Raw genomic sequence first — 23,514 nt, forward strand, 5'->3', positions numbered from 1 at the left:
GTAAGTTGTAAGACCCCTTGAAGACGACAAGGTAGATAGGGCAGAGGTGGAAGTGCAGTAATGCATGGAGCTGACTGTTACTAATCGGTCGAGGGCATAACCAAGAAGGTAGGACAGGGTAAGAGAAAATGGATGGAGTAAAGATTTAAGTTTGTATGTGGTTTTGAAGGTACATGAAAGTATCTTTAATATTCCTCGATAGCTCAGCGGTAGAGCATTCGGCTGTTAACCGAAGGGTCGTTGGTTCGAACCCAACTCGGGGAGTTAAAAACTGTAAGCAAGTGCTTACAGTTTTTTATTTGCGAAAAATAAGTAATCTCATGAATTCAATCCCTCTGTAAACTTAACGTTCTACAGAGGGATTTTGATTTCATTATTTAACAATCTGATATAGAGATTCAGCAATCTGATCAAGATTATTCAGGTTGATAGAAGAGTAATTCATTACATAAGTATTTAGAACAGAAGAGTCAGTAAAACCATTATAGTAGGCGGATAGAGGTGCAAGTTTAATTCCTTTGGAGCGCGCTGCCAGCAGAAGCTGTTCTTCGGTCTTAGGTGTATTGATATGCATTAGAAAATGGACACCGGACTCCTCTTCTGTGATTGTAATATATTTGTCCAGAGGACTGTTTTTAAAAGTAGATAAAATAGAATCCCGTTTTGTCTGATAGTAGTTTCGGAGACGGTTTATGTGTTTTTCAAAACTTCCATTCGCCATGAATTTAGCCAGAGCATATTGTTCAAAATTTGAAACCGTGCAGGAATAAAAGGAAAGAGTTTCATAATATTTTTCTGCAAGTGTCTCAGGAAGGATCATATAACTGATTCGGACAGTCGAAGACAGTGTTTTTGTAAAGGTATTGATATAAATAATGTGGCCGGAAACATCAATACTTTGCAGCGTAGGAACAGGTTTTCCAGATAAACGAAGTTCACTGTCATAATCGTCTTCTATAATATACCGGTCTGGTTTCCGGGCAGCCCATCCGAGTAGTTCATATCGTCTGCTGATCGGCATTACAATTCCGGTGGGAAAGTGATGGGACGGTGAGATATGAATGACAGAGATATTCTGATTTTCCAGTGAAGATACAGAAATGCCTTCTTTATCAATATCAATATAGTGGTATGGAACATGAAAGCTTTCATAGATTTTCGCCGTTTAATGATGAACAGCGAGATTGCAAAGATTACAAGTATGAGGGAAGATGAACTTTTTGAGGCGGCCAAACAGCTTCAGGTTCCATATGAACTGGTAGCATATGTACATGAAAAGGGAAAACTTCCGGTGGTAAATTTTGCGGCAGGAGGTGTAGCTACACCGGCAGATGCAGCACTTATGATGCAGCTTGGAGCAGAAGGTGTATTTGTTGGATCTGGTATTTTCAAGTCTGGAAATCCGGAAAAAAGAGCATCTGCAATTGTACAGGCGGTGACAAATTATACAGATGCAAAACTGATCGCAGAGCTTTCAAAAGACCTCGGAGAAGCCATGGTAGGAATTAACGAGCAGGAAATTGAACTTTTGATGGCAGAAAGAGGAAAATAATGAAAATAGGCGTATTGGCATTGCAGGGAGCTTTTATTGAGCATGAAAAAATGCTTGAAAAACTGGGAGCTGACTGTGTAGAGCTTAGAAAGGCAGAAAATCTGGAACAGGATTTTGACGGACTGGTTCTTCCAGGAGGAGAAAGTACGGTTCAGGGAAAACTTTTAAGAGAACTTGGAATGTATGAGATTCTGAAAGAAAAAATTGAAAATGGGATGCCGGTACTGGCAACCTGTGCGGGAATGATTCTTCTGGCTGAAAACCTGGAAAATGATGAACTAAAGCATTTTGGAACTTTACCGGTTTGCGTAAAGAGAAACGCATATGGAAGGCAGCTTGGAAGTTTTCATACGGAAGCTGAGGTAAAAGGAATTGGAATTGTACCAATGACATTTATCCGGGCACCGTATGTAGAGTCTGCTGAAAAGAATGTGGAAGTTCTTGCGGTTGTTGAAGGAAAAACGGTTGGTGTAAGATATGGCAATCAGCTTGCATTTGCGTTTCATCCGGAACTGGATGAAGATATCAGAATCCATCAAAAATTTTTAGATATAGTAAAAGATTCAGTCTGATTTAGACTGGACAGTCCTGCATATTTGTATTATAGTAAAAACAGTATTTCGAGGGTGATTGCGCAACAATGCTTGTTGCGTTATCATCCTTTTTGGATATAAGGAGGCAGGATAATGAAAAAACTTGCATCAGGAATGGTAATTCTGGCAGGGATACTTTGGGGAAGCATGGGGATTTTTGTACGCAAGTTTGAAAAATGTGGATTAGAATCCCTGGATATTGTTGCTGTAAGGGCAATTGCCACGACATGTATATTGTTTTTCTTTTTGCTATTTTATAACAGAAGCTTATTAAAGATAAAGTTCAAAGATTTGTGGTGTTTTCTGGGAACTGGATTATTAAGTATTGTATTTTTTAATTATTGTTATTTCAGAGCGATTACGATGACTTCACTATCTGTTGCAGCGGTACTTCTTTATACGGCACCGGCTTTTGTTATGGTTCTTTCATATTTTTTATTTCACGAAAAATTTACAGGAAGAAAATCAATTGCATTGGTACTTACTTTTGTCGGTTGTGTGTTTGTTACTGGAATTATTGGAAGTTCACAGGCACTTAGTGGAAAAGGAATTTTAATAGGTATTGGTGCTGGATTTGGATATGCATTATATTCAATTTTTGGTCGCTTTGCATTAGAAAAAGGATATGATAGTTTTACAATTTCGTTCTATACCTTTTTTGTTGCGGCAATCGGTGTGATTCCTTTATGCAATTTTGAAAAAGTACTCAAAGTAAGCTGCGCAAGCATAAAAATGATGGGATGGTCATTATTATTTGGTTTCTTAAGTACAGTGCTTGCATTTTGCCTGTATACTGCCGGCCTTAAAAATATGGATAATGGAAAAGCTTCTATTTTGGCATCAGTTGAGCCGGTTGCAGCTACCCTGATTGGTGTAATATTATATAAAGAAACTTTATCAGCAGGAGAAATATTCGGGGTTGTTCTTGTGATGGTAGCAATTGTAATGTGTAATCTTACAAATAAAGAAAAAAAATAATAGAACAAAGATGACGAATGCCGGAACACGAATTGCTCCGGCATTCTTATTTGGAATTAGGATGTTAAACGAAACAGCTACTTCATGATCGGGATACCTTTGGCAACCCGGCGATAGATCTTCCATACAATTGTGAATGGAAGACTGATACAAATATAAAGTGTAGAAAAAAGACCTGCAAAGCCTCCAATTATAACCAAAAGTAACATTCCAATATTCATGTCTCTCTCACTCCAGTTCTTTGTATTTCTTTTGACAAAGATATTTTATGAAAAAATTTATGGTTTGAAAAGAGATTGAAAGCTTTCTTAGCAGAACTTTAACGACATACTCTGATCATGAGAGTGCAATATAATCTCTCGTGCTTATGCCATGCGGAACCGGACTAATGCTCTTCACTCATACGGTATCCGACACCAACTTCAGTAAAAATATATTTAGGATCTGCCGGATTTGTTTCTATTTTACGGCGTATGTTTGTCATATTTACGCGGAGAATCCGGTTATTATCGTCGGCATAAGGTCCCCATACATTATTGATAATCGAAGAGTAGGTCATAACTTTTCCGCAGTTTTGTGCAAGAAATACCAGGATCTTATACTCGATAGGAGTGAGGTGAACAATTTCTCCACAAACGGTAAGAGTACGTTTTTCAAAATCGAGTACCAGGTCGCCGCATTTGTAAGGGCGGAAGAGCTGATCGGATGAAGTATTCATCCGGTTGCTGTGTCTGAGTGAGGTACGGATACGGGCAAGGAGTTCTGCGGAGCCGAATGGTTTTGTGATATAGTCATCAGCTCCGAGATCAAGTGCTTTTACCTTTTCACGCTCATTTGTGCGGGCGGAGATGACGATGATCGGGCAGTCAGACCACTCACGAACCTGCCGGATGATCGTCTGCCCATCCATATCCGGGAGCCCGAGATCAAGAAGAATGAGATCAGGACAGAGGGAATTTATCAGCTGAAGTCCCTCGGTACCGGTTGCGGCAGTTGTTACTTTATAATTGTGTCCGTACAAAAGCTTTGTTACAAATGCAAGGATATTTCGTTCATCTTCGATAAAAAGAATGTTTACTTTTGGCTGCATGGAATGTTTTCCTCCTCATCTTTTGGTAATGTAAACAGAAATAAAGCACCATTGGTGTGATTTTTGGCTTCGATATAACCACTGTGTGCGTCAATGATCGTCTTGCAGATTGATAAGCCGATCCCCATACCCTTGTGGGAGTCGACAGAACCGGTATTGTGGCAGATGCCACTGAAAATATCCGGAATATCGTCCGGGTTCAGACCGTGTCCGAAATCTTTGACGCAGAAGGCTACGTGGTCCGGATGATCTGTGACGGTAAGCTCCGGAGCATGGCTGCTTCCTGAATGGATCAATGCATTTTCAAGAAGGTTGATCAGCACTTGTTCGATCAGAATTGCGTCCATTGGAATCATCAGAAAATCATCCGGAACATGGACGACAATGCTTGCTGAAGGAAATCTTTTTTTCAGACGCTGTACCGCTTCTGAGACGACTTCTTCTACGATTTCCGGTGTTTTATTGACCTGGTGTGTAACGGTATCATTGATTCTTGTTACACTGAGAAGATTTTCAACCATATTGAGGAGCCAGCTGGAGTCATTTTCAATATTTTCAAGAAGCTCTTTTTTTTCTGCATCTGATAAGATGGAACCATCAGAAAGAAGAGAGGAAGTGGTTCCAATAATGCTGGTCAGTGGTGTACGCAGATCATGGGAAACTGCACGGAGCAGGTTGGCACGAAGGGCTTCCTGACGTGCGATCTGTACTTGTTTTTCCTGCTTTGCAAGAATTTCTGTCTGTTTCTTCAGACGGGAGGTGGTTGCTGTGGTGAGCAGTGTAATGATCAACATTCCGATAAATGTGACCGGATAGCCGCTCAATGTGAAATTCAGTCGGAAAAACGGATAGGTAAAGAAGAAATTGATACAGATTACGGAGAAAACAGAAGAAAAGAGGCCGTACAGGTATCCGTTCGTATATCGTGCAATCAAGATCTGGGCAATAATATAAAGTAATGCGATGTTTGCAGTATTTTCAGAAACGAATGAGAAAAAAAGAAAGGCAAGTGCGGTCGCGATGCCAAGTAGTGTGAGTGTGAAAAGTGTATTGTTATGTAATAATTTATTCATAGCAGATAATCCTCATAAATAAACAAAATTTTCACAAAAAAACTATCATATTTCCTCGCAAATGTCAACATGGATAAAAAATCATAACAAAATCCAGGCAAAGAGGTTGACATGAAAAACTGTATATGATATTGTTACAGTATAAAATGTAATTAAAAAATTACAGTTTAACATATAAGAAATGAGGGGAGAAGCGTGACAAGCGAATTTGCAATAGCAGTTCATGCACTTGTATTTCTGGATCGCAACAATGCTACTATTGCAAGTGAAGAACTCGCAGATAATGTATGTACAAATCCTGTATGCATACGCAGAGTGATGGGAAAACTAAAAAAAGCCGGTCTGATCGAGACAAGAGAAGGCATGGGAGGCGGTTACCGGATCGCAAAAGCAAATTCGGAGATTACGCTGAGGCAGATCAGTGACGCATTGGAGAATACGCTTGTAAAAGCATCCTGGCGTTCAGGAAACCCGGATAAAAAGTGTTTGGTTGCAAGTGGGATGTCTGCAGTTATGGATGAACTTGTAACAGGGATGAACAGGAGCTGCAATGATTATCTGGAAAGAATCACGATCCAGAAAGTAGAGGAACGGCTTACTGCCCTTAAAGAAGAAAAAGATAATGAAACAGGAGGATGTCTATCATGTCAGTAATCAATTTAACAACAGAGAATTTTGAAGAAGAAGTATTAAATGCAAAAGAACCAGTACTGGTAGATTTCTGGGCAACATGGTGTGGACCATGCCAGACAATGGGACCGGTCGTTGACGAGCTCGCACAGGAGCTTACAGATGTAAAGGTAGGTAAGGTGAATGTGGATGAGCAGATGGCGCTTGCCAGAGAATATAAGGTAATGTCAATTCCGGCATTTCTTGTATTCAAAGATGGAAAGGTCGCAGAGAGAACTTTAGGAGTTCAGGAAAAGAGTGAGCTGGAACAGCTGATTCGGTAAGCAGAATATAGAATAAGTTATCTAAGGATGTGCCCAGGCACATCCTTTTTGTATTTCAGAGGATAATTTCGTTGGTACTAAAAAAAGAGTAGCATTTCTTATTGATAAAAAATTAGCAGTTGTGATAATCCACAGGAATAAAAAATGAAAATTGTGTATAATACACAAAAATATAGAAAAGAAAATAAAAATACTATTCGATATTGACATAGTAGTGTTGCGGTGCTATATTAAATACAACAAGATTGTATCCAATATCCGATATCCAATCGGAGAAAACAAAGGAGGAAGAAAATGAAGAAGAGAACATTAGTAGCAATGTTAGTGTCGGCAGCAATGGCATGTACACTGTTTGTAGGATGTAGTACTCCTACAAAAGAAACACCGTCAGACAGTGGATCCAAGACTGAATCGAGTGATTCTAAGTCATCATCCTCGTCTGAACGTGCAAGTGCAACTGTAGTGGATGCAGACAAGCTTCCAATTAAGGGAATTGGAGCAGAGGTTTCAACTGATGTAAAGGCGGACAAGGAATACAAGATCGGATACATTGCCAAGAACACAACCAATCCTTATATGATAGCACAGGCTGAAGGCGTTAAAAAAGCCGGTGAAGATATGGGATTCAAAGCTGTAACACAGGCACCGTCTACTGCGGACAGTGTAGAAGAGCAGGTTAAGATTATGGAAGATATGATCCAGCAGGATATGGATGTTATCATCGTTCACTGTGCCGATTCAAATGGAATTATGCCAGGTGTAAGAAAAGCAGAAGAAGCCGGTATCAGCGTTATCACAATCGGAACTCCTGCATCAGAAGACACATTCCTCAGAACAGGTGTTGATTACAAAGAAACAGGTAAGACAATCGCAACTGAGATGGCAGAAACTCTTGATGGAAAAGGAAATGTGATTATTCTTGAGGGTCCTCCGGGGGCAGCAAATGCAATCGAAAGACTGGAAGGTATTAAAGAAGCATTTGCAGAATATCCGGATATCAAGATTGTAGCTTCTCAGACAGCAAACTTCAAGAGAACAGAAGGTATGTCAGTAACAGAAAACCTGATCCAGAAATACACAGATGTACAGGGTGTTATCGGATGTAATGATGAAAGTGCATTAGGTGCAGTTCAGGCATTAAAAGCAGCTGGTATGAATGATGTTCTTGTGGCTGGATTTGATGGAAGTGTTGATGCTACAAATGCAGTAGAATCAGGAGAAATGTTTGCTACATATAATACAGACCCTTACGGATCTGGATATATCGCATGTGCATATGCAGTAAAATATCTGAATGATGGAACAGAGCCGGAAGGCAAATTCATCCCATTCCCGACAGCAGCAAACGATCCGCTGATTACAAGTGAATCAGTAGCTAATTACAAAGAAAACATTGCTTGGTGGAAGGTTATTCAGTAAATAGCAGATTAAAAGTATTTCACCCATTCTCCCCTGGCAATTATGTCAGGGGAGAATATGATAAAAGGTTCGGAAAAAACGATGAGGTGAAAAAATGGGAAAGACAATATTAACAGCAAAGCATATTACAAAGCTTTTTCCGGGAATGAAAGCACTGGATAATGTCGATTTTGATCTTCGAGAAGGTGAAGTTCATATTCTCGTAGGTGAAAATGGTGCAGGAAAAAGTACACTTGCAAAAGTAATTTTGGGGGCATATAAGGCAGAAGAAGGAGAAATTACTTTTGACAATGAAGTTGTAAAATTTAATGGAACAAAGGATGCACTGGCAAAAGGAATCGTTGCGGTATACCAGGAATTTACATTGGTTCCGTATATTACTGTAGCACAGAATATTTTCCTGAACAGAGAATATAAGAACAAATTTGGTCTGATCGACCATAAAAGAATGGAAAAGGAAGCAGCAGAATTGCTGAAATCCTTAAATTGTGAGTATATCAACGTAAAAAGTTATGTAAAGAATTTAAGCGTAGCAGAACAGCAGATGGTAGAAATTGCCAAAGCTCTTTCGTTTAAACCAAGGATCATGGTTTTTGATGAGCCGACAGCAACACTTTCAGAACGAGAAGTAGATTCTTTGTTTGCACAGATCCACAGACTGAAGGCTGAGGGAATTGGAATTATTTATGTTTCCCACAGAATGCAGGAATTCCCGCTGATCGGTGACAGAATTACAATTCTCCGTGACGGAGTAAAGATCAGCACCGTAGGAATCAATGACTGTACAAATGAAGAACTGGTAAATATGATGGTTGGTCGTGACGTATCTCAGGTATATGTACGATCAGAAAACAAACATACAGGAATCGCACTTCGTACAGAAAATCTTTGCGATTACCGCGACAAGGTAAAGAATGTAAACCTGGAAGTAAGACGAGGAGAAATCGTTGGCATCGCAGGTCTGGTTGGTGCAGGACGTACCGAGACAGCAGAACTGCTTTATGGAATCCAGCCAATCAAATCAGGAAAGGTTTACATCAAAGGGGATGAGGTACATCCGAAATCGCCAATCCAGGCAACGAAGCTTGGCATCGGTCTGGTAAGCGAAGACCGAAAGAAACAGGGACTTGCCCTAGATGAATCAATTGCCCTTAATACGGTAGCTGTAAGTTTGAAGAAAATTTTCCCAAGATTTTTTATTTCAAATAAAAAAATCAAAGAAATTGCTCTTGATTATAAGAAACAGTTGAGAATTGCAACAACCAGCGTAAACAAAGCCTGTAAATATCTTTCCGGTGGTAACCAGCAGAAAGTAGTTCTTGCAAAATGGCTGAGTTTTGACCCGGACATTCTCATTTTTGATGAACCAACCCGTGGTATTGATGTTGCAGCAAAGATGGAAATTTATGGACTTATGGATAAGCTTGCAGTACAGGGAAAAGCAATTATCATGATTTCATCGGAACTTCCTGAAGTTATCGGTATGAGTGATCGTATCTATATCATGCATGAAGGTAAGATCGTTGACGAAGTAAAACGCGGAACAGAAGAGTTCAATTCCGAAGCAATCGGTGCAAGAATGATGCTTGGAGCAGGAGGTGCGGATGATGGAGAAAGCTAGTGTAAAGCAGAGATTAAAAAATATCCCGCCAGTCGCGTATATGCTGATTGTTATTATCACAGTATTCAGCTTCATGGATCCACATTATTTTTCGTTTTCAAACTTCCGAAATGTGTTGATCCAGTCTACACCGCTTATGATTCTGGCATTTGGACAGACCTGTATCGTACTGACACAGGGAACTGATCTTTCACTTGGAGCACAAGTCAGTTTTGTAACAGTATTTACAGTATTTCTGGCACAGAGAGGAATCATCCTTGAAGTTGCAATGATCATTGCGGTGTTATGTACGGTTCTGATCGGTGTGATCAACGGAACGATTGTTGCGAAAGGAAATATTCCTCCGTTTATCGCAACTTACGGTATGCAGAACATTGTAAATAGTATTTCCTTACTGCTTACAGCAGGATCTTCTATTTACTTTTCAAGCTTTACTTATCGAATTGTAACAGAGACAACAATTTTGATGATTCCACTTATGGTATGGGTGGCAGTTGTTGTATTCATCATCGTATGGATTGTACTGAAAAAGACTAAATTCGGTACCAATATCCATGGACTTGGTGGAAACAAAGAAGCACTGGTACTCGCAGGTATCAGCCCGGTAAAATACCTGATCAAGACTTATGCATTTGCAGGGTTTATCGCAGGAATTGCCGGAATCATCACTCTCTGCCGAGTTGAATCCGGTCAGCCGATCGTAGCTACCGGATGGGAATTCCAGGCAGTAGCAGCAACTCTGTTAGGTGGAAGTTCATTAAGAGAAGGAAAAGGCGGTGTCACAGGTACAATCTTTGGTGTACTGCTGATTCAGATTATCAAGAACGGACTTAACGTAATCGGCGTTCAGTCAATTATGCAGAATGCAATTATCGGTTCAATTGTCCTGGCAGCAATTATTATCGATGCGGTTGTCCGTATTCGCGCAAAAGAATAGGAGGACATGGCATGAAGGCAAAGAAAATATTTGAAGAGATTAAAAGTTCAAAAGTTTTTTATAGTCTGGTTGGTTTGATCGTGTTGATTATTCTGTCGGCAATTATAGCACCGAACTTCAGAACAATAGATAATCTGATCACTATTTTCAGACAGGCAAGTGTACTTCTGGTATTAAGTGCAGGACTTACAGCAGTACTTCTTACCGGAGGAATGGATCTTTCGGTAGGTGCGACAGCAGGATTTATTGGATGTATCTGTGCAAGACTTCTGAAAGCAGGTGTTTCTATTCCGGTGGCATTTCTGATCGGTATTCTAATCGGAATGGTAGTTGGATGTATCAACGGATTACTTGCAGGAATCTTACCGAGTTTCATTGCTACATACGGAACCAACTGGGTTATGAGCGGTCTTGCAGTAATTGTAATGCAGGGAGCAGTTATTTATGACCTGCCAAAAGGATTTACACAGATTAGTGTTGGATACACGGGACCGATCCCGAATCTGATTATTATAGCAACGATCGTCGTCATTATAATATATGTACTTCTTCAAAGGACTACATATGGAAGACAGGTATATTCTTATGGATCTAACCCGGTAGCTGCAAAATATGCAGCGATTCCGGTTAAGAAGATTATGATATCCGCATTTATGATGTGCAGTATGTGTGCAGGTGTTGCAGGAATGTTGATCACAGCAAGACTGAATGCGGCAGATGCTGCAATGGGTGACAGTTATGGATTACAAACAGTAGCTGCGGTTGTAATCGGTGGAACATCTATGTTGGGAGGCGAAGGTGGTGTTCTTGGAACAGTGATTGGATCTCTGATCTTGACAATCATTGTAAACGTAATGAACCTGAAAGGAATTTCATCTTTCGCACAGGGACTTGTAGTAGGTATCGTAATCATCGCAATGGTATTATTCGATACTTATACAAAGAGAAGACAGGAAAGAAATGCAGCTTAACACGTATTTATGAATTAAAATTGGTGGCAATTTTAAGATAACGAACTAAAAGGCTTAACTAAGAGAAAGAGAGGATTTTAATTATGGCATTAACAATCAGACCACTTAATTCCGGATATATTCCGACAAAACCACTGGAGTACTGGTATCATTTTTCATGTAAAAAATATGTAGAGAAACTTGGTATTTCTAATGAGTTAGATCAGCTTCCGGATTTTACATTTCTGATTGAAGGCGGCGATCAGTTAATCCTTGTAGATACAGGAATGTCATGGACAGAGCATGCAGACAAATATCATCATGGACCATCTCTTCAGAGACAGGGAATCGACGACATCGAATCAAGACTTGCACAGGTTGGATACAAACCATCTGATGTAGATATTGTATTATTTACACATTTACATTGGGATCATGTATTTTATCTTGAAAAATTTACAAAAGCACGTTTCATCTGCAACGAAGCTGAATGGAACTATGCACACAATCCGATTCCGCTTCACTACAAATCATACTGCCGTCCGATTATTGCAAAAGATGGTGATGTAACATGTGGAGATGAATTCATTGCTCCTTACGATCAGGAAGGTGTAAAGGAAAGATTTGAAACAGTAAAAGGTGAAGTTGAAATTGTTCCAGGCGTAAGTGTATATGAATCCTTTGGACATTGCCCAGGACATATGACAATCGTTGTTGAAACAGAAGACGGACCATACTTCTGTGTTGGTGATTCGGTATTCGTAATGGGTAACGTAGATGCACCACAGGAAATGCAGGATGAACTGCATTATGACATCTGTCCTCCGGGACGTTATGTAGATATCGTAGCTGCATGGCAGACAATCCGTGATACCATTCGAAGATGTAAAGAAGCAGGTGTAGATCCGCACAAACATCTTCTGCTTGCTCATGATACAATCTTATCAGCAGCAGTTGAAAAATATGAAAGCTCACATGACAATAAACTTCCGGTAATCGGTGCAAAGGATACTGACTTTGTATATGAAGAATACAGAAAAGCAATTATTGATAAAGATGCTAAAAAAGCTGCTACAGGAGCAGAGAAAAAATATTTTAGCTTCAGCTAGTGAGTAGATCCGATATTGTGAAGGTTATTTGATAATCTTCACAATATCTGTATTTGCCAGATTCTTTCATAAAGGAGAAACAAAATGAAGACAATTGCAATCATAGGGAGCTGTGATACCAAATACAGAGAAATCTGTTATATGCGTGAACTGATTGAAGCGCAAGGTGTAAAAGCACTTGTTATTGATGTGGCAACAGGGCCAGATCCGTCAAAGGGATACGACATTTCAAGAGAAGAAGTAGCTGAGTCGGCTGGTGTATCATGGCAGGATATGGAGCCAAAGTCAAAGGGCGAAAAGATTAGTTTTATGACAGAGGCAGTAGCCGGATATGTGGAAAAAATCTATCAGGAGAGAAAGATTGATGGAATCGTTTCTGCAGGCGGACTCCAGAATACCGTCATGGCAACGGCAGCGATGCAAAGACTTCCGATTGGCGTTCCGAAGGTTATGGCGACAACCGTTGCATCCGGAAGAAAAACTTTTGAGAGTATCGTAGCAGATAAGGATATTGTTACAATCCCATCAATCTGTGATTTTACCGGGCTGAATCTTGTGACCCGTCAGATTATTGCAAATGCGTGTGCGGCCTGTGTAGGTATGGTGAAAAATGCCGGGAAACCACTGGAAAAAGGTAAGAAAATCGTGGTAGGTGTTACCTTGATGGGCATTACAAATGTGGGGGCTTGTGCAGCAGTTGACGAGTTGGAGCGTCTTGGAATCGAGGCGATTGGTTTCCATACTACAGGAGTTGGCGGAGCGATTATGGAGAAGATGGCAGAGGATGGTCTGATCAATGGGATTCTGGATCTTACAACACATGAGATTACACAGGAATATTTCAAAGGTGGATTCTCCTATGGGGAAGATGCAAAGTACCGCCTGGTAAAAGGTGTACAGAAGAAGGTTCCGCTGGTTATCAGTGTTGGGGGACTTGACTTTATCGACTTTTGTGTTGGTGAATTTCCGGAACGCATGGATGAGAGAGTCTATATGATGCATAATGCAAATACTGCACATATTAAGCTCCTTCCAGATGAAGCTGAGATTACAACACAGAGATTTGTGGACCGTGTAAATAAAATTGATTATCCGGTAAAATTGCTGATCCCTACAGACGGAATGAGGCATAATACCAGAAAAGGTGAAGAATTATATTACCCTGAAGTAGATGAGATTATTTTTAGAAAGATTAAAAATATCACCAATCCAAATGTTGAGATTATAACGATTCCTGGAAATCTGGATACAAAAGAGTGGGGAATCCAGGCAGCACATCATATGATCGATGAACTGAAGGAAAGAGGAATAATTGGTGAAGAAGTAAGCTATAAGTAGATGCGAGGAGGAATGGATTTATGGATGAACAGGTCAGAAAAATATCAGAGGAACTTGTCATTGCCTGCAAAAGAGCTTATACTAGAGGTATACAGACTGGAAGCGGTGGAAATGTAAGTGCGAGAGTTCCTGGAAAAGATTTAATGATCGTAAAAGCAAGTGGAAGTTCTTTTATTGACAGCACACCGGAAGGGTTTGTTATCACAGATTTTGATGGAAATCTGGTCGAGGGGAAAGGAAAACCTACAAGAGAAGCTTTATTACATGGTTTGTTGTATAGAATATGTCCAAATGTGAATGCTGTAGTGCATACACATTCTCCATATTCCATTGCGTGGGCATCTACAGAGAAAGCTTTGCCGAGAACGACATGGCATTCCAAATTAAAGATGTGCGCAGATATTCCGACACTGAATGTGCCGGCTGCAATGGTTGGAAAAGAGTATTTTTCATTAGTAGAAGAAATATATAGTGAGTATCCAGAAGTGCCGGGATTTTTACTCGTTGATCATGGCTTAGTGGCAGTTGGAAAGGATGCTATCAATGCAGAGCATACAGCAGAACTGATTGAAGAGACAGCACAGATAGCAATTTTAAAGGCAACCGTTTCGAAGCTTGGCTTGTAAATATTACGATAGGTGAAAGCTATATGAAATCTGACAGGCGAATAACAATGAATGATTTGAACAGGGAGGTACTGCAACATAATAAGCTCCCTGATCTGGTGCTTGATAAGCTGATGGAATGGATTATGAGTGGGAAGTTATCCATGGGTGATAAGCTGAACACAGAAGAATTGGCAAGCCAGCTAGGTGTCAGCAGAATGCCGATAAGAGAGGCACTCAGCAATCTGGAGAAGAAAGGGCTTGCGGAGTCAATCCCGTATGCAGGAACAAGACTCATTACACTTACAAAAGAAGATGTAAGACAGATCTACATTGCTAGAACTGCTCTGGAACCGGTGGCAGCGAGATATGCATGTGAGAAGATCACAGAAGAAGAGATACAGAATCTGGAAAAGATTCAAGAAGAATATAAGAGGATCGTGTCGCAGGATTCAATTGATGCGATCGAGGTATACCAGCAGAACAGACTGTATCATTTCTCAATTTACAAAGCGAGTCAGTTAGACAGAGTGTGTTCAATGATTGAGTCCTTATGGGATAACTTATCATTTTTTAAACTGGTCTATGGTCAGAAATTACTTCTGAAAGAAGAATCCAGACGGAATATGATAGCGGAACATGATAGCTATCTGGAAGCATTGAAGAATCATGACAGTGAATTGATTTATCATTTATTGGGAAAGAACCTTAAGAAAAGAACGGAAGATATTCCGTATAGTTCCAGTGCTTATTTTCATGAGGAAGCATAGGAAGCAGATAGCAATTGTAATTAAAGTCCAGGTATCGGAAACGGTACCTGGACTTTTTTCAATGAAAGGGAAAAATATGGATTCAGTACTTTATGCATTATCGGAACATATTCATGGACAGAATTATGTAATTGCATCTTATTATATCAAACTGCCAAAAGAAGTGGACGTGATAAAAAAAGCATCGACACTGGCGGTTGGGCAGACGATCGGAACCTGGATTCCGATTCCGGGGATCACGGACGAGATCCGGGAAAAATATATGGGAAAGGTTGTTAATATTTTCGATATTCCGGCATTGGATCTGGCAACACAGATTGAAGAGGATGAGAGAAAGTATATTATCCAGATTGCATATCCGGCGGTAAATTTCGGGAATGATCTTCCACTTCTGATCACTTCCCTGCTTGGAAATGATGCTTCGACCTCTGCACAGGTAAAGCTTCTTGATATCGAATTCCCGGAAGAATTTACAAAGAAATTCGCAGGTCCACAGTTCGGCATCGATGGAATCCGGGAGTATACCAAAGTGAAGGAGAGACCATTTCTTCTGAATATGGTGAAGCCGTGTACAGGGCTGACTCCGGAAGAGGGTGCAAAGATATTCTACCAGACGGCACTTGGCGGCGTGGATTTTATTAAGGATGATGAGCTTTTGGGAAATCCGTCCTACAGTCATCCGGCAGACCGTGTAAAAGCATTTAGGAAAGCAGCGAAAGCCGCTTATGAGGAAAGCGGAAATCATGTAAAATATTTTGTGAATGTGACAAGCGGGACAGCAGAGATCATGGATAACGTGAAGGCTGTTGAGGATGCGGGAGCAGATGGAATTATGATCAATTTTGCTGCCATTGGATACAGTGCGCTGAAGCAGGTTGCCGAGAAGACAAAGCTTCCAATCTTAGGGCATGCAGCAGGTTCTGGAATGGTATATGAGGGAACTCTAAATGGAATGTCTTCCCCTCTGGCGGTTGGAAAACTGGCGCGTCTTGCGGGAGCGGATATTGTGATGGTCAATACACCGTATGGCGGTTATCCGTTATCTTACCAGAAATATATGCAGACGATAGAGCAGCTGGTACTGCCGTTCTATCATCTGAAAGCATCCATGCCTTCGATCGGCGGAGGTGTTCATCCAGGAATGGTGGAAAAATATATCCGGGAAGTCGGATGTGATATCGTTTTGGCAGCAGGCGGTGCAGTACAGGGACATCCGGGCGGAGCAACTGCGGGAGCAAAGGCAATGCGCCAGGCAATTGAGATTGTTATGAGTGGAGAAGACTTTGAGAGTGCGGCAAGGGAGAAAAAAGAGCTGAGCGAAGCACTTTCTTTGTGGAAATATCATGCGAATTAGGGTTTTTGCAGAAAATATATAGGATATTAGATATTGTATATTTTATCCAAAAATGATATACTAGGCATGAAATGAAGGAAGGCAGGTAAAGGGAATGATTAAATCAATTATGTTAAATACTTCTAATGACTTGAGAGATTTCATGCATCTGGCATGCTCATCACCGATGGATATCGGAGTACATACTGTAGATAACCAGATTGCAGATGGCAAATCTGTACTGGGACTTATGGCAATTGATTATAAGAAGCCGGTAAAAGTTATTTCAGAAGATGAGAAATTTATGAAACAGATTGAGAAATGGGCTGTTGAAGAATAAGAATGGATGAGCTGAAAGATGGGAGAGCAGGGGGATTTTGCTCTCCCGTTTCGTTGTAAAAAAATAAGAGAAACGCTGTAAATTCAACGTTTCTCCTACTTTTTACTTAATGCCGCAGACCGGAATCGAACCGGTACGGGTATCACTACCCACGGGATTTTAAGTCCCGGGCGTCTGCCAGTTCCGCCACTGCGGCATATCATTATGAAATTATAATGAAAATGGGACCAATAGGGCTCGAACCTATGACCCTCTGCTTGTAAGGCAGATGCTCTCCCAGCTGAGCTATGATCCCGAAAACTGAATAATCAGTTAAGCGACCCGAATGGGACTCGAACCCACGACCTCCGCCGTGACAGGGCGGCGCTCTAACCAACTGAGCCATCGGGCCATATGAAATTTTAAAAAAAGTGGACCTTCAGGGACTCGAACCCGGGACCGATCGGTTATGAGCCGATTGCTCTAACCAGCTGAGCTAAAGGTCCAAATTAAATGCGTCCCACTAAGGACAAAAGCCGATGATCGGACTCGAACCGATAACCTGCTGATTACAAATCAGCTGCTCTGCCAATTGAGCCACATCGGCATATTGCTGTGTATATACAATTGGCTTAAACCAAGTGACTCCGACGGGAATCGAACCCGTGTTACCGCCGTGAAAGGGCGATGTCTTAACCGCTTGACCACGGAGCCAAAATCAATTTTGTTGAACTGTGTTACAACAGTGACCGAAAATTATAATATCATAAGGCTATACTTTTTGCAAGTGTTTTTTTGAAAAAAGTTAAATATTTTTATTTTATTTATCAGAAGGTTTTGCAGAAATATTTTGACAGATAAAAAAGGCATGATACACCGGGGACATTTCTATTATATTAAAAAAGAATTTTTTTCAGGAAAGAGGAAAGGAGAAAAAGAATTACAGAATAAAAAAAGAGCCGATACAAAACTGTATCGGCAGAGTAGAGAGAAGATATATATAAAAGGTATAAGTCAAAGACGTATGCCTGATTTTTTAGGCGGACATCCTGATAACCTTACAGAGCTGATATCGTATAGGATTATCGGCGTCCCTTAACTTTATGCATTTAGTATAACGGGAAATTATGGAAAGAATGTGACGGGCGGATAAAGAAATCCTGAAATATCTTAAAAACTTATGAAGAAGAGATAAATTCCAGTGAAAGTATTGACGTATATAGATTGCCGATATATAATGACAAACAGATAATATATAGATGACCGATATAAGAAAGGAGAACGAGATGGCAGTTGATAAAAGCCTGATATCAGGGAGTACGACGCTTTTGATCTTAAGTCTGTTGGAAGAGAAGGATATGTATGGATATGAGATGATCGACACTCTGAAAGGAAAGTCGAACAATGTATTTGAACTGAAAGCGGGAACCTTATATCCGCTTCTGCATTCCATGGAAGAGAAAGGATGGCTTACCGTATATGAGCAGGAAGCCGGAGGCAAGATGAGGAAGTATTACCAGCTTACAAAAGAAGGAAAAAAGCAGTATAAAGTAAAAAAAGAAGAATGGAAAGAGTATTCAGAAGCTATTTTACAGGTGATCGGAGGTGTGTGCTTTGGAACGACGTGATTATCTGGAACTGCTGACAAGCCAGATCCGCTGTAAAAAGATGTGTCCGGTGATCGCACGTGAAGTGGAAGATCATATCGAAGACCAGAAACAGGCTTTTCTTGAAGAAGGAATGACAGAGGCGGAGGCAGAAAAATCTGCAGTACGTGAGATGGGCGATCCGGTTGAAGTCGGTGTGGAGATGGATCAGATCCACAGACCGAAGATGCCGTGGAAAGCAATTCTGGTGATCGCTCTGATGGAAATCCTGAGTGGAATTTTTGCGGCATTCTTTTTGCAACAAAATGAAAACTATGGATATGTTGCAGGGATCCGGCAGATATTCCGAATAGCGATAGCATTTCCGGTTATGATCATGGTGTGCTATATGGATTACAGCTGGATAGGAAAGCATGCAAGGCTTCTGACCGGTGGGTATCTGTTATTGCTGGTTCTGATGAGACATTTTTTCGCCCTTCAGGTCAATGGTGCGACAAGGTGGATTGGAGTAGGCGGCTTCATTGTAAGTCTTTCGCTGATGAGCTGGCTGTTTCTTCCATTGTATGGTGCAGTGTTGTATCAGTACCGGGGAGAAGGATATGGTGCTGTTCTTAAAGCCACAGTCTGGATGCTGCTTATCGCAGGGATCCTGATCACCTGTCCGGATCTTGTGATGGCAGGGACGGTTGGACTTTCCTGTATCTTTATGCTGATGCTTGCACTGGAAAAGGGATGGTATCAGGTTGCGGTTACAAAGGTGATGACCGGAATAGGTATCAGTGTTGTTGGAGTTCCGGTTGGCATACTGGCATATTTTTTTTTCTTTGGTGCGGAATATCAGAAAAGCCGTATCCTGGCGATGTTTACAGTGAATAAGTCAGAAATGATGGAAGGAACAACGCTTGGGGCAGTACGGGAGCTACTGTCGAAATGTATGGCAGTTGGACGCGCCACCGGAGTAGAGGACTTTTGGACTGGGGACCGTATCAGTTCCGCGGATTATATGATGCTTGGAATTGCGGGGTATTGTGGAATTCTTGTGATGGTTCTTTGTATTGCAATAATTGCCGGTTTGTTGTGCTGGTTTTTAAGAAGCACGCTGAAGCAGAAGAACCAGCTTGGTATGATGATGGGATTTGGCTGTGTGATGGTTCTGGCAATTCAGTTCCTACTGTCACTGATGGCGAACATTGGAGTATCCGGGTTCGGTCAGGGAGCCTGGTGTCTGTTCTTCGGATATGGACGAAGCGGTCAGATGGTTTCAGCAGTATTGATGGGAATTTTGCTGAGTATTTACCGGCATCAGAATGTAACTCCTGAGCTTGTAGTTGAAAAAAGAGCGACGGCGAGCTAAGATAGAAGAAAAAAGAGGAGGAACAAAATGCTGGTTTGTGATTATATTGTAGAGAGAATCGACGGAGACTATGCGATGCTGAAGCGGACCGATCTGCCGGAGGAAGAGGCAAAGATGGTAGCAAGAGCACTTCTTCCGGAAGAGATCCGGGAAGGAAGCCGCCTTCATTATGAATTACTTCAGTATACAATTGTTGAATAAAGGTATGGAAAATGGGTGTGCCCTGGGACTGGAAAGTGCCGGAGCACATTCTTTTTTTTAATGTAATTTTCTGTTTAGAAATTTTTCAGGAAATATTAAGGAAAATGAATGTGCATACTTAATAAAGGGAGTGTAAACTCTATTCCCGAGGTGAAGAATATGGATAAGATTTCGGTAGTCGTACCATGTTATAACGAAGAGGAAGCACTGCCTGTTTATTATAAAGAAATGTGCCGTGTAATGGACGAGATGAAGGATGTTGTATTTGAACTGATTTTTGTAGATGATGGTTCATCAGATGCGACGCTTGGTATCATGAAAGACCTGAATGAAAAGGACAGCAGATGCAGATATCTTTCATTTTCCAGAAACTTTGGAAAGGAAGCTGCGATCTATGCAGGACTGAAAGCATCGGAAGGCGATTATGTTGCACTTATGGATGTAGATCTTCAGGATCCACCGGCGCTATTACCTGAGATGTATGAGATCCTGCAGGAGGATGGATACGATAATGTAGCGACAAAAAGGGCCACAAGAACCGGAGAGCCACGTATCCGTTCTTTCCTGTCAGAAAGCTTTTACAAATTTGTAAATGCTATTTCAAAGACAGAGATTGTAGATGGAGCGAGAGATTACCGGCTGATGAAGCGGAAGATGGTGCAGGCAGTTCTGGAAATGAGCGAGTATAACCGTTTTTCAAAGGGTATCTTCGGCTGGGTTGGATTCCGTACAAAATGGCTGCAGTACGATAATGTTGAGCGTTCTGCTGGAAAAACCAAGTGGTCCATGTGGAAGCTGTTTAAGTATTCTGTGGAGGGAATTACCGGATTTTCAGTGGCACCGCTCTCATTGGCTTCGGTAGTGGGTGTACTGTTCTGCCTGCTTTCCTTTATTATGATCGCAGTGATCATAGTAAGGACGCTGGTCTGGGGAGATCCGGTATCTGGCTGGCCGTCACTTGCCTGTATTATTTTCATGGTCAGTGGAGTACAGCTTCTTTGTACCGGAATTGTAGGGGAGTATCTGTCAAAGACTTATCTTGAGACGAAGAAACGTCCGATTTTTATTTTAAAGGATTCCAGCGATGATAAGGAGCAGAAGCATGAAAGAGCGTAGAAAGGATCTGCTATGGGAAATGGCACTGGTCCTGCTTACGGTTACCGCCTGTCTGTACTCTACAGGCGTAGGAAATATTTTTGGGGCAAAGGTGGACTGGAGCAGTCAGCACAGTGTGTTCCCGGAATATTTCCGGCAGCAGTTTTATCGTACAGGGCAGTTTTTTCCTGAGTTTGCATTAAATATTGGCGGCGGTCAGAATATTTACAATTTTTCTTATTATGGATTGTTTAGTCCGGTCGTTCTGATCGGTTATCTTCTGCCAAATGTGAAGATGTCGGATTATATGATGGTGGCAAGTATTGTCTGTCTGGCAGCAGCGGTTATAATTTTGTACCGGTGGCTGAAAAGCCGGGAATTTACAGCTGCGGTAAGCGGGATGACAGCGCTGATGTTCCTTTTCGCAGGGCCTATGATCTATCAGTCGTCACATCAGATCATGTTTGTAAATTATATGCCATTTCTTTGTCTGACATTTTTAGGAATTGACCGGTATTTTGAACAGAAAAAATCCGGTTTGCTGATCGGCGGAACCTTCCTGATGATCATGACAAGCTTTTATTTCAGCATCGGTGGAATACTGGCGCTTGGTCTATATGGAATTTACCGGTATGCAAGGACGAAAGAGCGGGCAGAAGAGATGATTACGGTAAAAGGATTTTCAGGTGACGGACTGCGGTTTGCAGGAAGGATCCTGACGGCAATCATGTTTGCAGGAGTTCTTCTTGTGCCGACTGCGATGGCTCTTCTCGGGAGAAGCGGAAGCAGGGGAGAAAAAACAGATTTCTGGCAGCTTCTGACACCGCAGATCAATTTGGAAAAATTTCTGTATGGGGCATATGGACCGGGACTTAGCTGTCTGATGCTGATTATTTTGCTGACCGGACTTTTTTATAAAAAGGCTTATGAGAAGATACTGTCGCTTGGCTGTCTGGTGGTGCTGACAGTTCCGTTTTTTTCGTATCTGCTAAATGGTGCACTTTATGTCAGACCGAAGTCGCTGATCCCATTTTTGCCGCTTATGTGCTATCTTACGGCAAAATATCTGGAGAAGCTGAAAAATCAGAAAATAGGGAGAATCTGGATGCTTCTGCCATGTCTGGCGGTTGTTATATATATTTATCTGAAGAAGGATGATATGAAAAGCGAAGTCCTTTGGAAACTGCTTTTACTGGATGCGGTCATAACACTGCTGATCTGCGTGGCACAGGCGTATAGTGTATGGATTCGGAAGTATCTGACAGTAGCTGTTCTGGGACCGGTGATCCTGAGCCTTATTATTACCGGAAGCTATTCCTGGGAAAAGAGTGGAAATCTGGAGAGCAGGAAAGCATATGAGGAAGATACCAGCCGGGCCATCGGGAAAGCTGTGGACAAGGCAATTACATCAGATGGTGGATTCTACCGGGTCGAGCAGGTTGGAAATGAAGAGAAAAATGCGGAAAATCTGAATCGTGTGTGGAACAGTGAGCAATATATTACATCCCTGTATTCTTCTTCCTATAATGCTGATTACCAGAATTTCCGTAAAAATGATTTTCAGGTAGAGCAGCCGTACCGAAATTTCCTGATGCAGTCGGTTTCACAGAATCCGGTATTCAGGCAGCTGATGGGAGTGAAATATCTGATCTCCAGTCAGAATGTACCGGGATATGAGAAAAAGTGGATGACCGGGGGAGGGGATGTGTACTGTAATGAAAATGCAGCACCGATTGCCTGTGAAACGGATCAGACGATGTCGGAAGCGGAATATGACAGACTGGATTTTCCGTATAATCAGCTGGTATTTACCAGATATGCTGTGACAAAGGACGGAACTGTATCGGCAGAACAGGTGAAAGAAGCACTGGCTGAAGACGTAGAGAAATGTGATTTTCGGATTCCGGAAAAGAATAACGGGATTTCACTGGTTGTCCCGACTGAAAACGGATATCAGGTGAAAATGAAAAAGGCACAGGAGTTCGAAGTGGCTGTCCCGGAACAGGAAGAGAAAGATGGAGTTCTGTTTGTACAGTTTCGGATCGAGAATAAAAAACCGAAAAAGGATATCGAAATATCTCTGGAAGGAGAGCGAAATAAACTTTCGTCAATCCAGCATGTATATTATAACGGAAATACCGTATTTACCTATGCGGTAGGACTGGAAAAGGGGCAGAAATCGGTCCGTTTATCTCTTGGAAAAGGAGAGTATACGATGAAAGATATGAGTGCATATACCGGCGTGTTAAATGGAGGTACCGACCTTTATCAGAGTGTATTCAGGGTGGATAAAGAGCGGACGAAAGGGAATCTGATCCAGGGTAGAATCAAAAGTCAGAAGGATGGAATGTTTATTACTTCCATTCCGTTTGATAAAGGGTTTGAAGTGACGATAGATGGCGTAAAAGTGAAATGTGAAAAAGTGAATAAAGCGTTTCTGGGATTTCATCTGGCAGCAGGAAAACATAAAATCAGAATTTTGTATCATGCGCCTGGAGTGACAGCAGGAAAAATACTGACAGGTCTTGGAGTTCTGATTGTGATCGCAGGGGCAGTAAAAAAGAAAAAAATGCGCGGAGTGAATCTTTGAGATTCTGAAATAAAAAAGGATACAGTC

At 41.3% G+C, this 23,514-nt stretch carries 24 protein-coding genes, 7 tRNA genes, 1 rRNA gene and 1 pseudogene; 23 read left to right on the plus strand and 10 right to left on the minus strand.

Annotated features, from left to right (window positions below):
- Positions 1–104 (plus strand): 23S ribosomal RNA (locus ACYQ5K_RS10650); the annotation flags it as partial.
- 88 nt (positions 105–192) lie between these two features.
- Positions 193–264: transfer RNA gene (locus tag ACYQ5K_RS10655), tRNA-Asn, on the plus strand.
- 109 nt (positions 265–373) lie between these two features.
- Here ACYQ5K_RS10655 and ACYQ5K_RS10660 read toward each other — a convergent pair.
- The gene (locus ACYQ5K_RS10660) at positions 374–1,156 is read right to left on the minus strand and encodes an aminotransferase class I/II-fold pyridoxal phosphate-dependent enzyme (RefSeq protein ID WP_173689173.1); all 783 of its coding nucleotides are present in this window, start codon (positions 1,154–1,156) and stop codon (positions 374–376) included.
- Between the two features lie 12 nt (positions 1,157–1,168).
- Here ACYQ5K_RS10660 and ACYQ5K_RS10665 point away from each other — a divergent pair.
- From ACYQ5K_RS10665 to ACYQ5K_RS10675, 3 genes and pseudogenes are all read left to right on the plus strand, one after another.
- Positions 1,169–1,552, plus strand: a pseudogene (locus ACYQ5K_RS10665) (beta/alpha barrel domain-containing protein); the annotation flags it as partial.
- Entirely contained in the window at positions 1,552–2,124 is a 573-nt protein-coding gene (gene pdxT / locus ACYQ5K_RS10670) for a pyridoxal 5'-phosphate synthase glutaminase subunit PdxT (RefSeq protein WP_195231503.1), read from the plus strand. The pseudogene ACYQ5K_RS10665 and the gene pdxT, both read left to right, overlap by 1 nt.
- Positions 2,125–2,238: 114 nt before the next feature.
- Positions 2,239–3,123 (plus strand): DMT family transporter, encoded by an 885-nt coding sequence (locus ACYQ5K_RS10675; RefSeq protein WP_459777549.1) that lies wholly within the window; start codon positions 2,239–2,241, stop codon positions 3,121–3,123.
- A gap of 77 nt (positions 3,124–3,200) precedes the next feature.
- On the opposite strand, the gene ACYQ5K_RS10680 is transcribed toward ACYQ5K_RS10675, so the two are convergent.
- From ACYQ5K_RS10680 to ACYQ5K_RS10690, 3 genes are all read right to left on the minus strand, one after another.
- Positions 3,201–3,344, minus strand: a complete 144-nt coding sequence (locus tag ACYQ5K_RS10680; protein ID WP_173689167.1) for a hypothetical protein — start codon at positions 3,342–3,344, stop codon at positions 3,201–3,203.
- Positions 3,345–3,508: 164 nt separating this feature from the next.
- Complete coding sequence (locus ACYQ5K_RS10685) at positions 3,509–4,213, minus strand: response regulator (protein ID WP_459777550.1); 705 nt, start codon at positions 4,211–4,213, stop codon at positions 3,509–3,511.
- Positions 4,198–5,286, minus strand: coding sequence for a sensor histidine kinase (locus ACYQ5K_RS10690; RefSeq protein WP_459777551.1), 1,089 nt, complete (start codon positions 5,284–5,286; stop codon positions 4,198–4,200). The genes ACYQ5K_RS10685 and ACYQ5K_RS10690 overlap by 16 nt, the downstream gene beginning before the upstream one ends.
- Before the next feature lie 195 nt (positions 5,287–5,481).
- Between ACYQ5K_RS10690 and ACYQ5K_RS10695 the strand changes: the two genes are divergently transcribed.
- The 12 genes from ACYQ5K_RS10695 to ACYQ5K_RS10750 all read left to right on the plus strand — a co-directional run bounded on the left by ACYQ5K_RS10695 (position 5,482) and on the right by ACYQ5K_RS10750 (position 16,661).
- Positions 5,482–5,940 (plus strand): RrF2 family transcriptional regulator, encoded by a 459-nt coding sequence (locus tag ACYQ5K_RS10695; protein ID WP_195231507.1) that lies wholly within the window; start codon positions 5,482–5,484, stop codon positions 5,938–5,940.
- Entirely contained in the window at positions 5,931–6,239 is a 309-nt protein-coding gene (gene trxA, locus ACYQ5K_RS10700) for a thioredoxin (protein ID WP_195231508.1), read from the plus strand. Before ACYQ5K_RS10695 ends, trxA begins: the two co-directional genes overlap by 10 nt.
- A 294-nt stretch (positions 6,240–6,533) precedes the next feature.
- Complete coding sequence (locus ACYQ5K_RS10705) at positions 6,534–7,658, plus strand: sugar ABC transporter substrate-binding protein (RefSeq protein WP_195231509.1); 1,125 nt, start codon at positions 6,534–6,536, stop codon at positions 7,656–7,658.
- 94 nt (positions 7,659–7,752) lie between these two features.
- Positions 7,753–9,279, plus strand: a complete 1,527-nt coding sequence (locus tag ACYQ5K_RS10710; protein WP_195251159.1) for a sugar ABC transporter ATP-binding protein — start codon at positions 7,753–7,755, stop codon at positions 9,277–9,279.
- Positions 9,263–10,216 (plus strand): ABC transporter permease, encoded by a 954-nt coding sequence (locus ACYQ5K_RS10715; protein WP_243259275.1) that lies wholly within the window; start codon positions 9,263–9,265, stop codon positions 10,214–10,216. The genes ACYQ5K_RS10710 and ACYQ5K_RS10715 overlap by 17 nt, the downstream gene beginning before the upstream one ends.
- Positions 10,217–10,227: 11 nt before the next feature.
- On the plus strand, positions 10,228–11,187 hold the full coding sequence (locus tag ACYQ5K_RS10720) for an ABC transporter permease (RefSeq protein ID WP_195231510.1): 960 nt from the start codon (positions 10,228–10,230) through the stop codon (positions 11,185–11,187).
- Between the two features lie 83 nt (positions 11,188–11,270).
- Entirely contained in the window at positions 11,271–12,275 is a 1,005-nt protein-coding gene (locus ACYQ5K_RS10725) for an N-acyl homoserine lactonase family protein (protein WP_195231512.1), read from the plus strand.
- Positions 12,276–12,359: 84 nt separating this feature from the next.
- On the plus strand, positions 12,360–13,613 hold the full coding sequence (locus tag ACYQ5K_RS10730) for a Tm-1-like ATP-binding domain-containing protein (protein ID WP_195231514.1): 1,254 nt from the start codon (positions 12,360–12,362) through the stop codon (positions 13,611–13,613).
- Positions 13,614–13,633: 20 nt separating this feature from the next.
- Entirely contained in the window at positions 13,634–14,239 is a 606-nt protein-coding gene (locus ACYQ5K_RS10735) for a class II aldolase/adducin family protein (protein ID WP_195231516.1), read from the plus strand.
- A 23-nt stretch (positions 14,240–14,262) separates the two neighbouring features.
- Positions 14,263–14,988: a GntR family transcriptional regulator gene (locus tag ACYQ5K_RS10740; protein ID WP_195231518.1), complete on the plus strand. Its 726-nt coding sequence runs from the start codon at positions 14,263–14,265 to the stop codon at positions 14,986–14,988.
- 76 nt (positions 14,989–15,064) lie between these two features.
- Complete coding sequence (locus ACYQ5K_RS10745) at positions 15,065–16,342, plus strand: RuBisCO large subunit C-terminal-like domain-containing protein (RefSeq protein WP_195231520.1); 1,278 nt, start codon at positions 15,065–15,067, stop codon at positions 16,340–16,342.
- Positions 16,343–16,436: 94 nt separating this feature from the next.
- A complete protein-coding gene (locus ACYQ5K_RS10750) occupies positions 16,437–16,661 on the plus strand; it encodes an HPr family phosphocarrier protein (protein ID WP_117559445.1) in 225 nt (74 codons plus the stop codon).
- Between the two features lie 110 nt (positions 16,662–16,771).
- Here ACYQ5K_RS10750 and ACYQ5K_RS10755 read toward each other — a convergent pair.
- From ACYQ5K_RS10755 to ACYQ5K_RS10780, 6 genes are all read right to left on the minus strand, one after another.
- Positions 16,772–16,857, minus strand: a tRNA-Leu gene (locus ACYQ5K_RS10755).
- Between the two features lie 26 nt (positions 16,858–16,883).
- Positions 16,884–16,956, minus strand: a tRNA-Val gene (locus ACYQ5K_RS10760).
- A 22-nt stretch (positions 16,957–16,978) separates the two neighbouring features.
- Positions 16,979–17,052, minus strand: a tRNA-Asp gene (locus tag ACYQ5K_RS10765).
- Between the two features lie 20 nt (positions 17,053–17,072).
- Positions 17,073–17,146: transfer RNA gene (locus ACYQ5K_RS10770), tRNA-Ile, on the minus strand.
- Positions 17,147–17,174: 28 nt separating this feature from the next.
- Positions 17,175–17,247: transfer RNA gene (locus ACYQ5K_RS10775), tRNA-Thr, on the minus strand.
- 35 nt (positions 17,248–17,282) lie between these two features.
- A tRNA-Glu gene (locus tag ACYQ5K_RS10780) sits at positions 17,283–17,354 on the minus strand.
- A 136-nt stretch (positions 17,355–17,490) separates the two neighbouring features.
- Here ACYQ5K_RS10780 and ACYQ5K_RS10785 point away from each other — a divergent pair.
- The 6 genes from ACYQ5K_RS10785 to ACYQ5K_RS10810 all read left to right on the plus strand — a co-directional run bounded on the left by ACYQ5K_RS10785 (position 17,491) and on the right by ACYQ5K_RS10810 (position 23,487).
- Positions 17,491–17,739 carry a hypothetical protein gene (locus ACYQ5K_RS10785; protein ID WP_173689162.1) on the plus strand — a complete coding sequence of 83 codons (249 nt, stop codon included), beginning with the start codon at positions 17,491–17,493 and terminating at the stop codon, positions 17,737–17,739.
- Between the two features lie 187 nt (positions 17,740–17,926).
- The gene (locus ACYQ5K_RS10790; RefSeq protein ID WP_173689161.1) at positions 17,927–18,268 is read left to right on the plus strand and encodes a PadR family transcriptional regulator; all 342 of its coding nucleotides are present in this window, start codon (positions 17,927–17,929) and stop codon (positions 18,266–18,268) included.
- Entirely contained in the window at positions 18,255–19,601 is a 1,347-nt protein-coding gene (locus tag ACYQ5K_RS10795; RefSeq protein WP_173689160.1) for an FtsW/RodA/SpoVE family cell cycle protein, read from the plus strand. The genes ACYQ5K_RS10790 and ACYQ5K_RS10795 overlap by 14 nt, the downstream gene beginning before the upstream one ends.
- Positions 19,602–19,628: 27 nt before the next feature.
- Positions 19,629–19,802 (plus strand): chorismate--pyruvate lyase, encoded by a 174-nt coding sequence (locus ACYQ5K_RS10800; protein WP_173689159.1) that lies wholly within the window; start codon positions 19,629–19,631, stop codon positions 19,800–19,802.
- A gap of 159 nt (positions 19,803–19,961) precedes the next feature.
- On the plus strand, positions 19,962–20,918 hold the full coding sequence (locus tag ACYQ5K_RS10805; RefSeq protein ID WP_173689158.1) for a glycosyltransferase family 2 protein: 957 nt from the start codon (positions 19,962–19,964) through the stop codon (positions 20,916–20,918).
- A complete protein-coding gene (locus ACYQ5K_RS10810) occupies positions 20,905–23,487 on the plus strand; it encodes a YfhO family protein (RefSeq protein WP_173689157.1) in 2,583 nt (860 codons plus the stop codon). Before ACYQ5K_RS10805 ends, ACYQ5K_RS10810 begins: the two co-directional genes overlap by 14 nt.
- The last annotated feature ends 27 nt before the right edge of the window (positions 23,488–23,514 follow it).

The sequence above is a fragment of the Allocoprococcus similis genome (assembly GCF_054660775.1).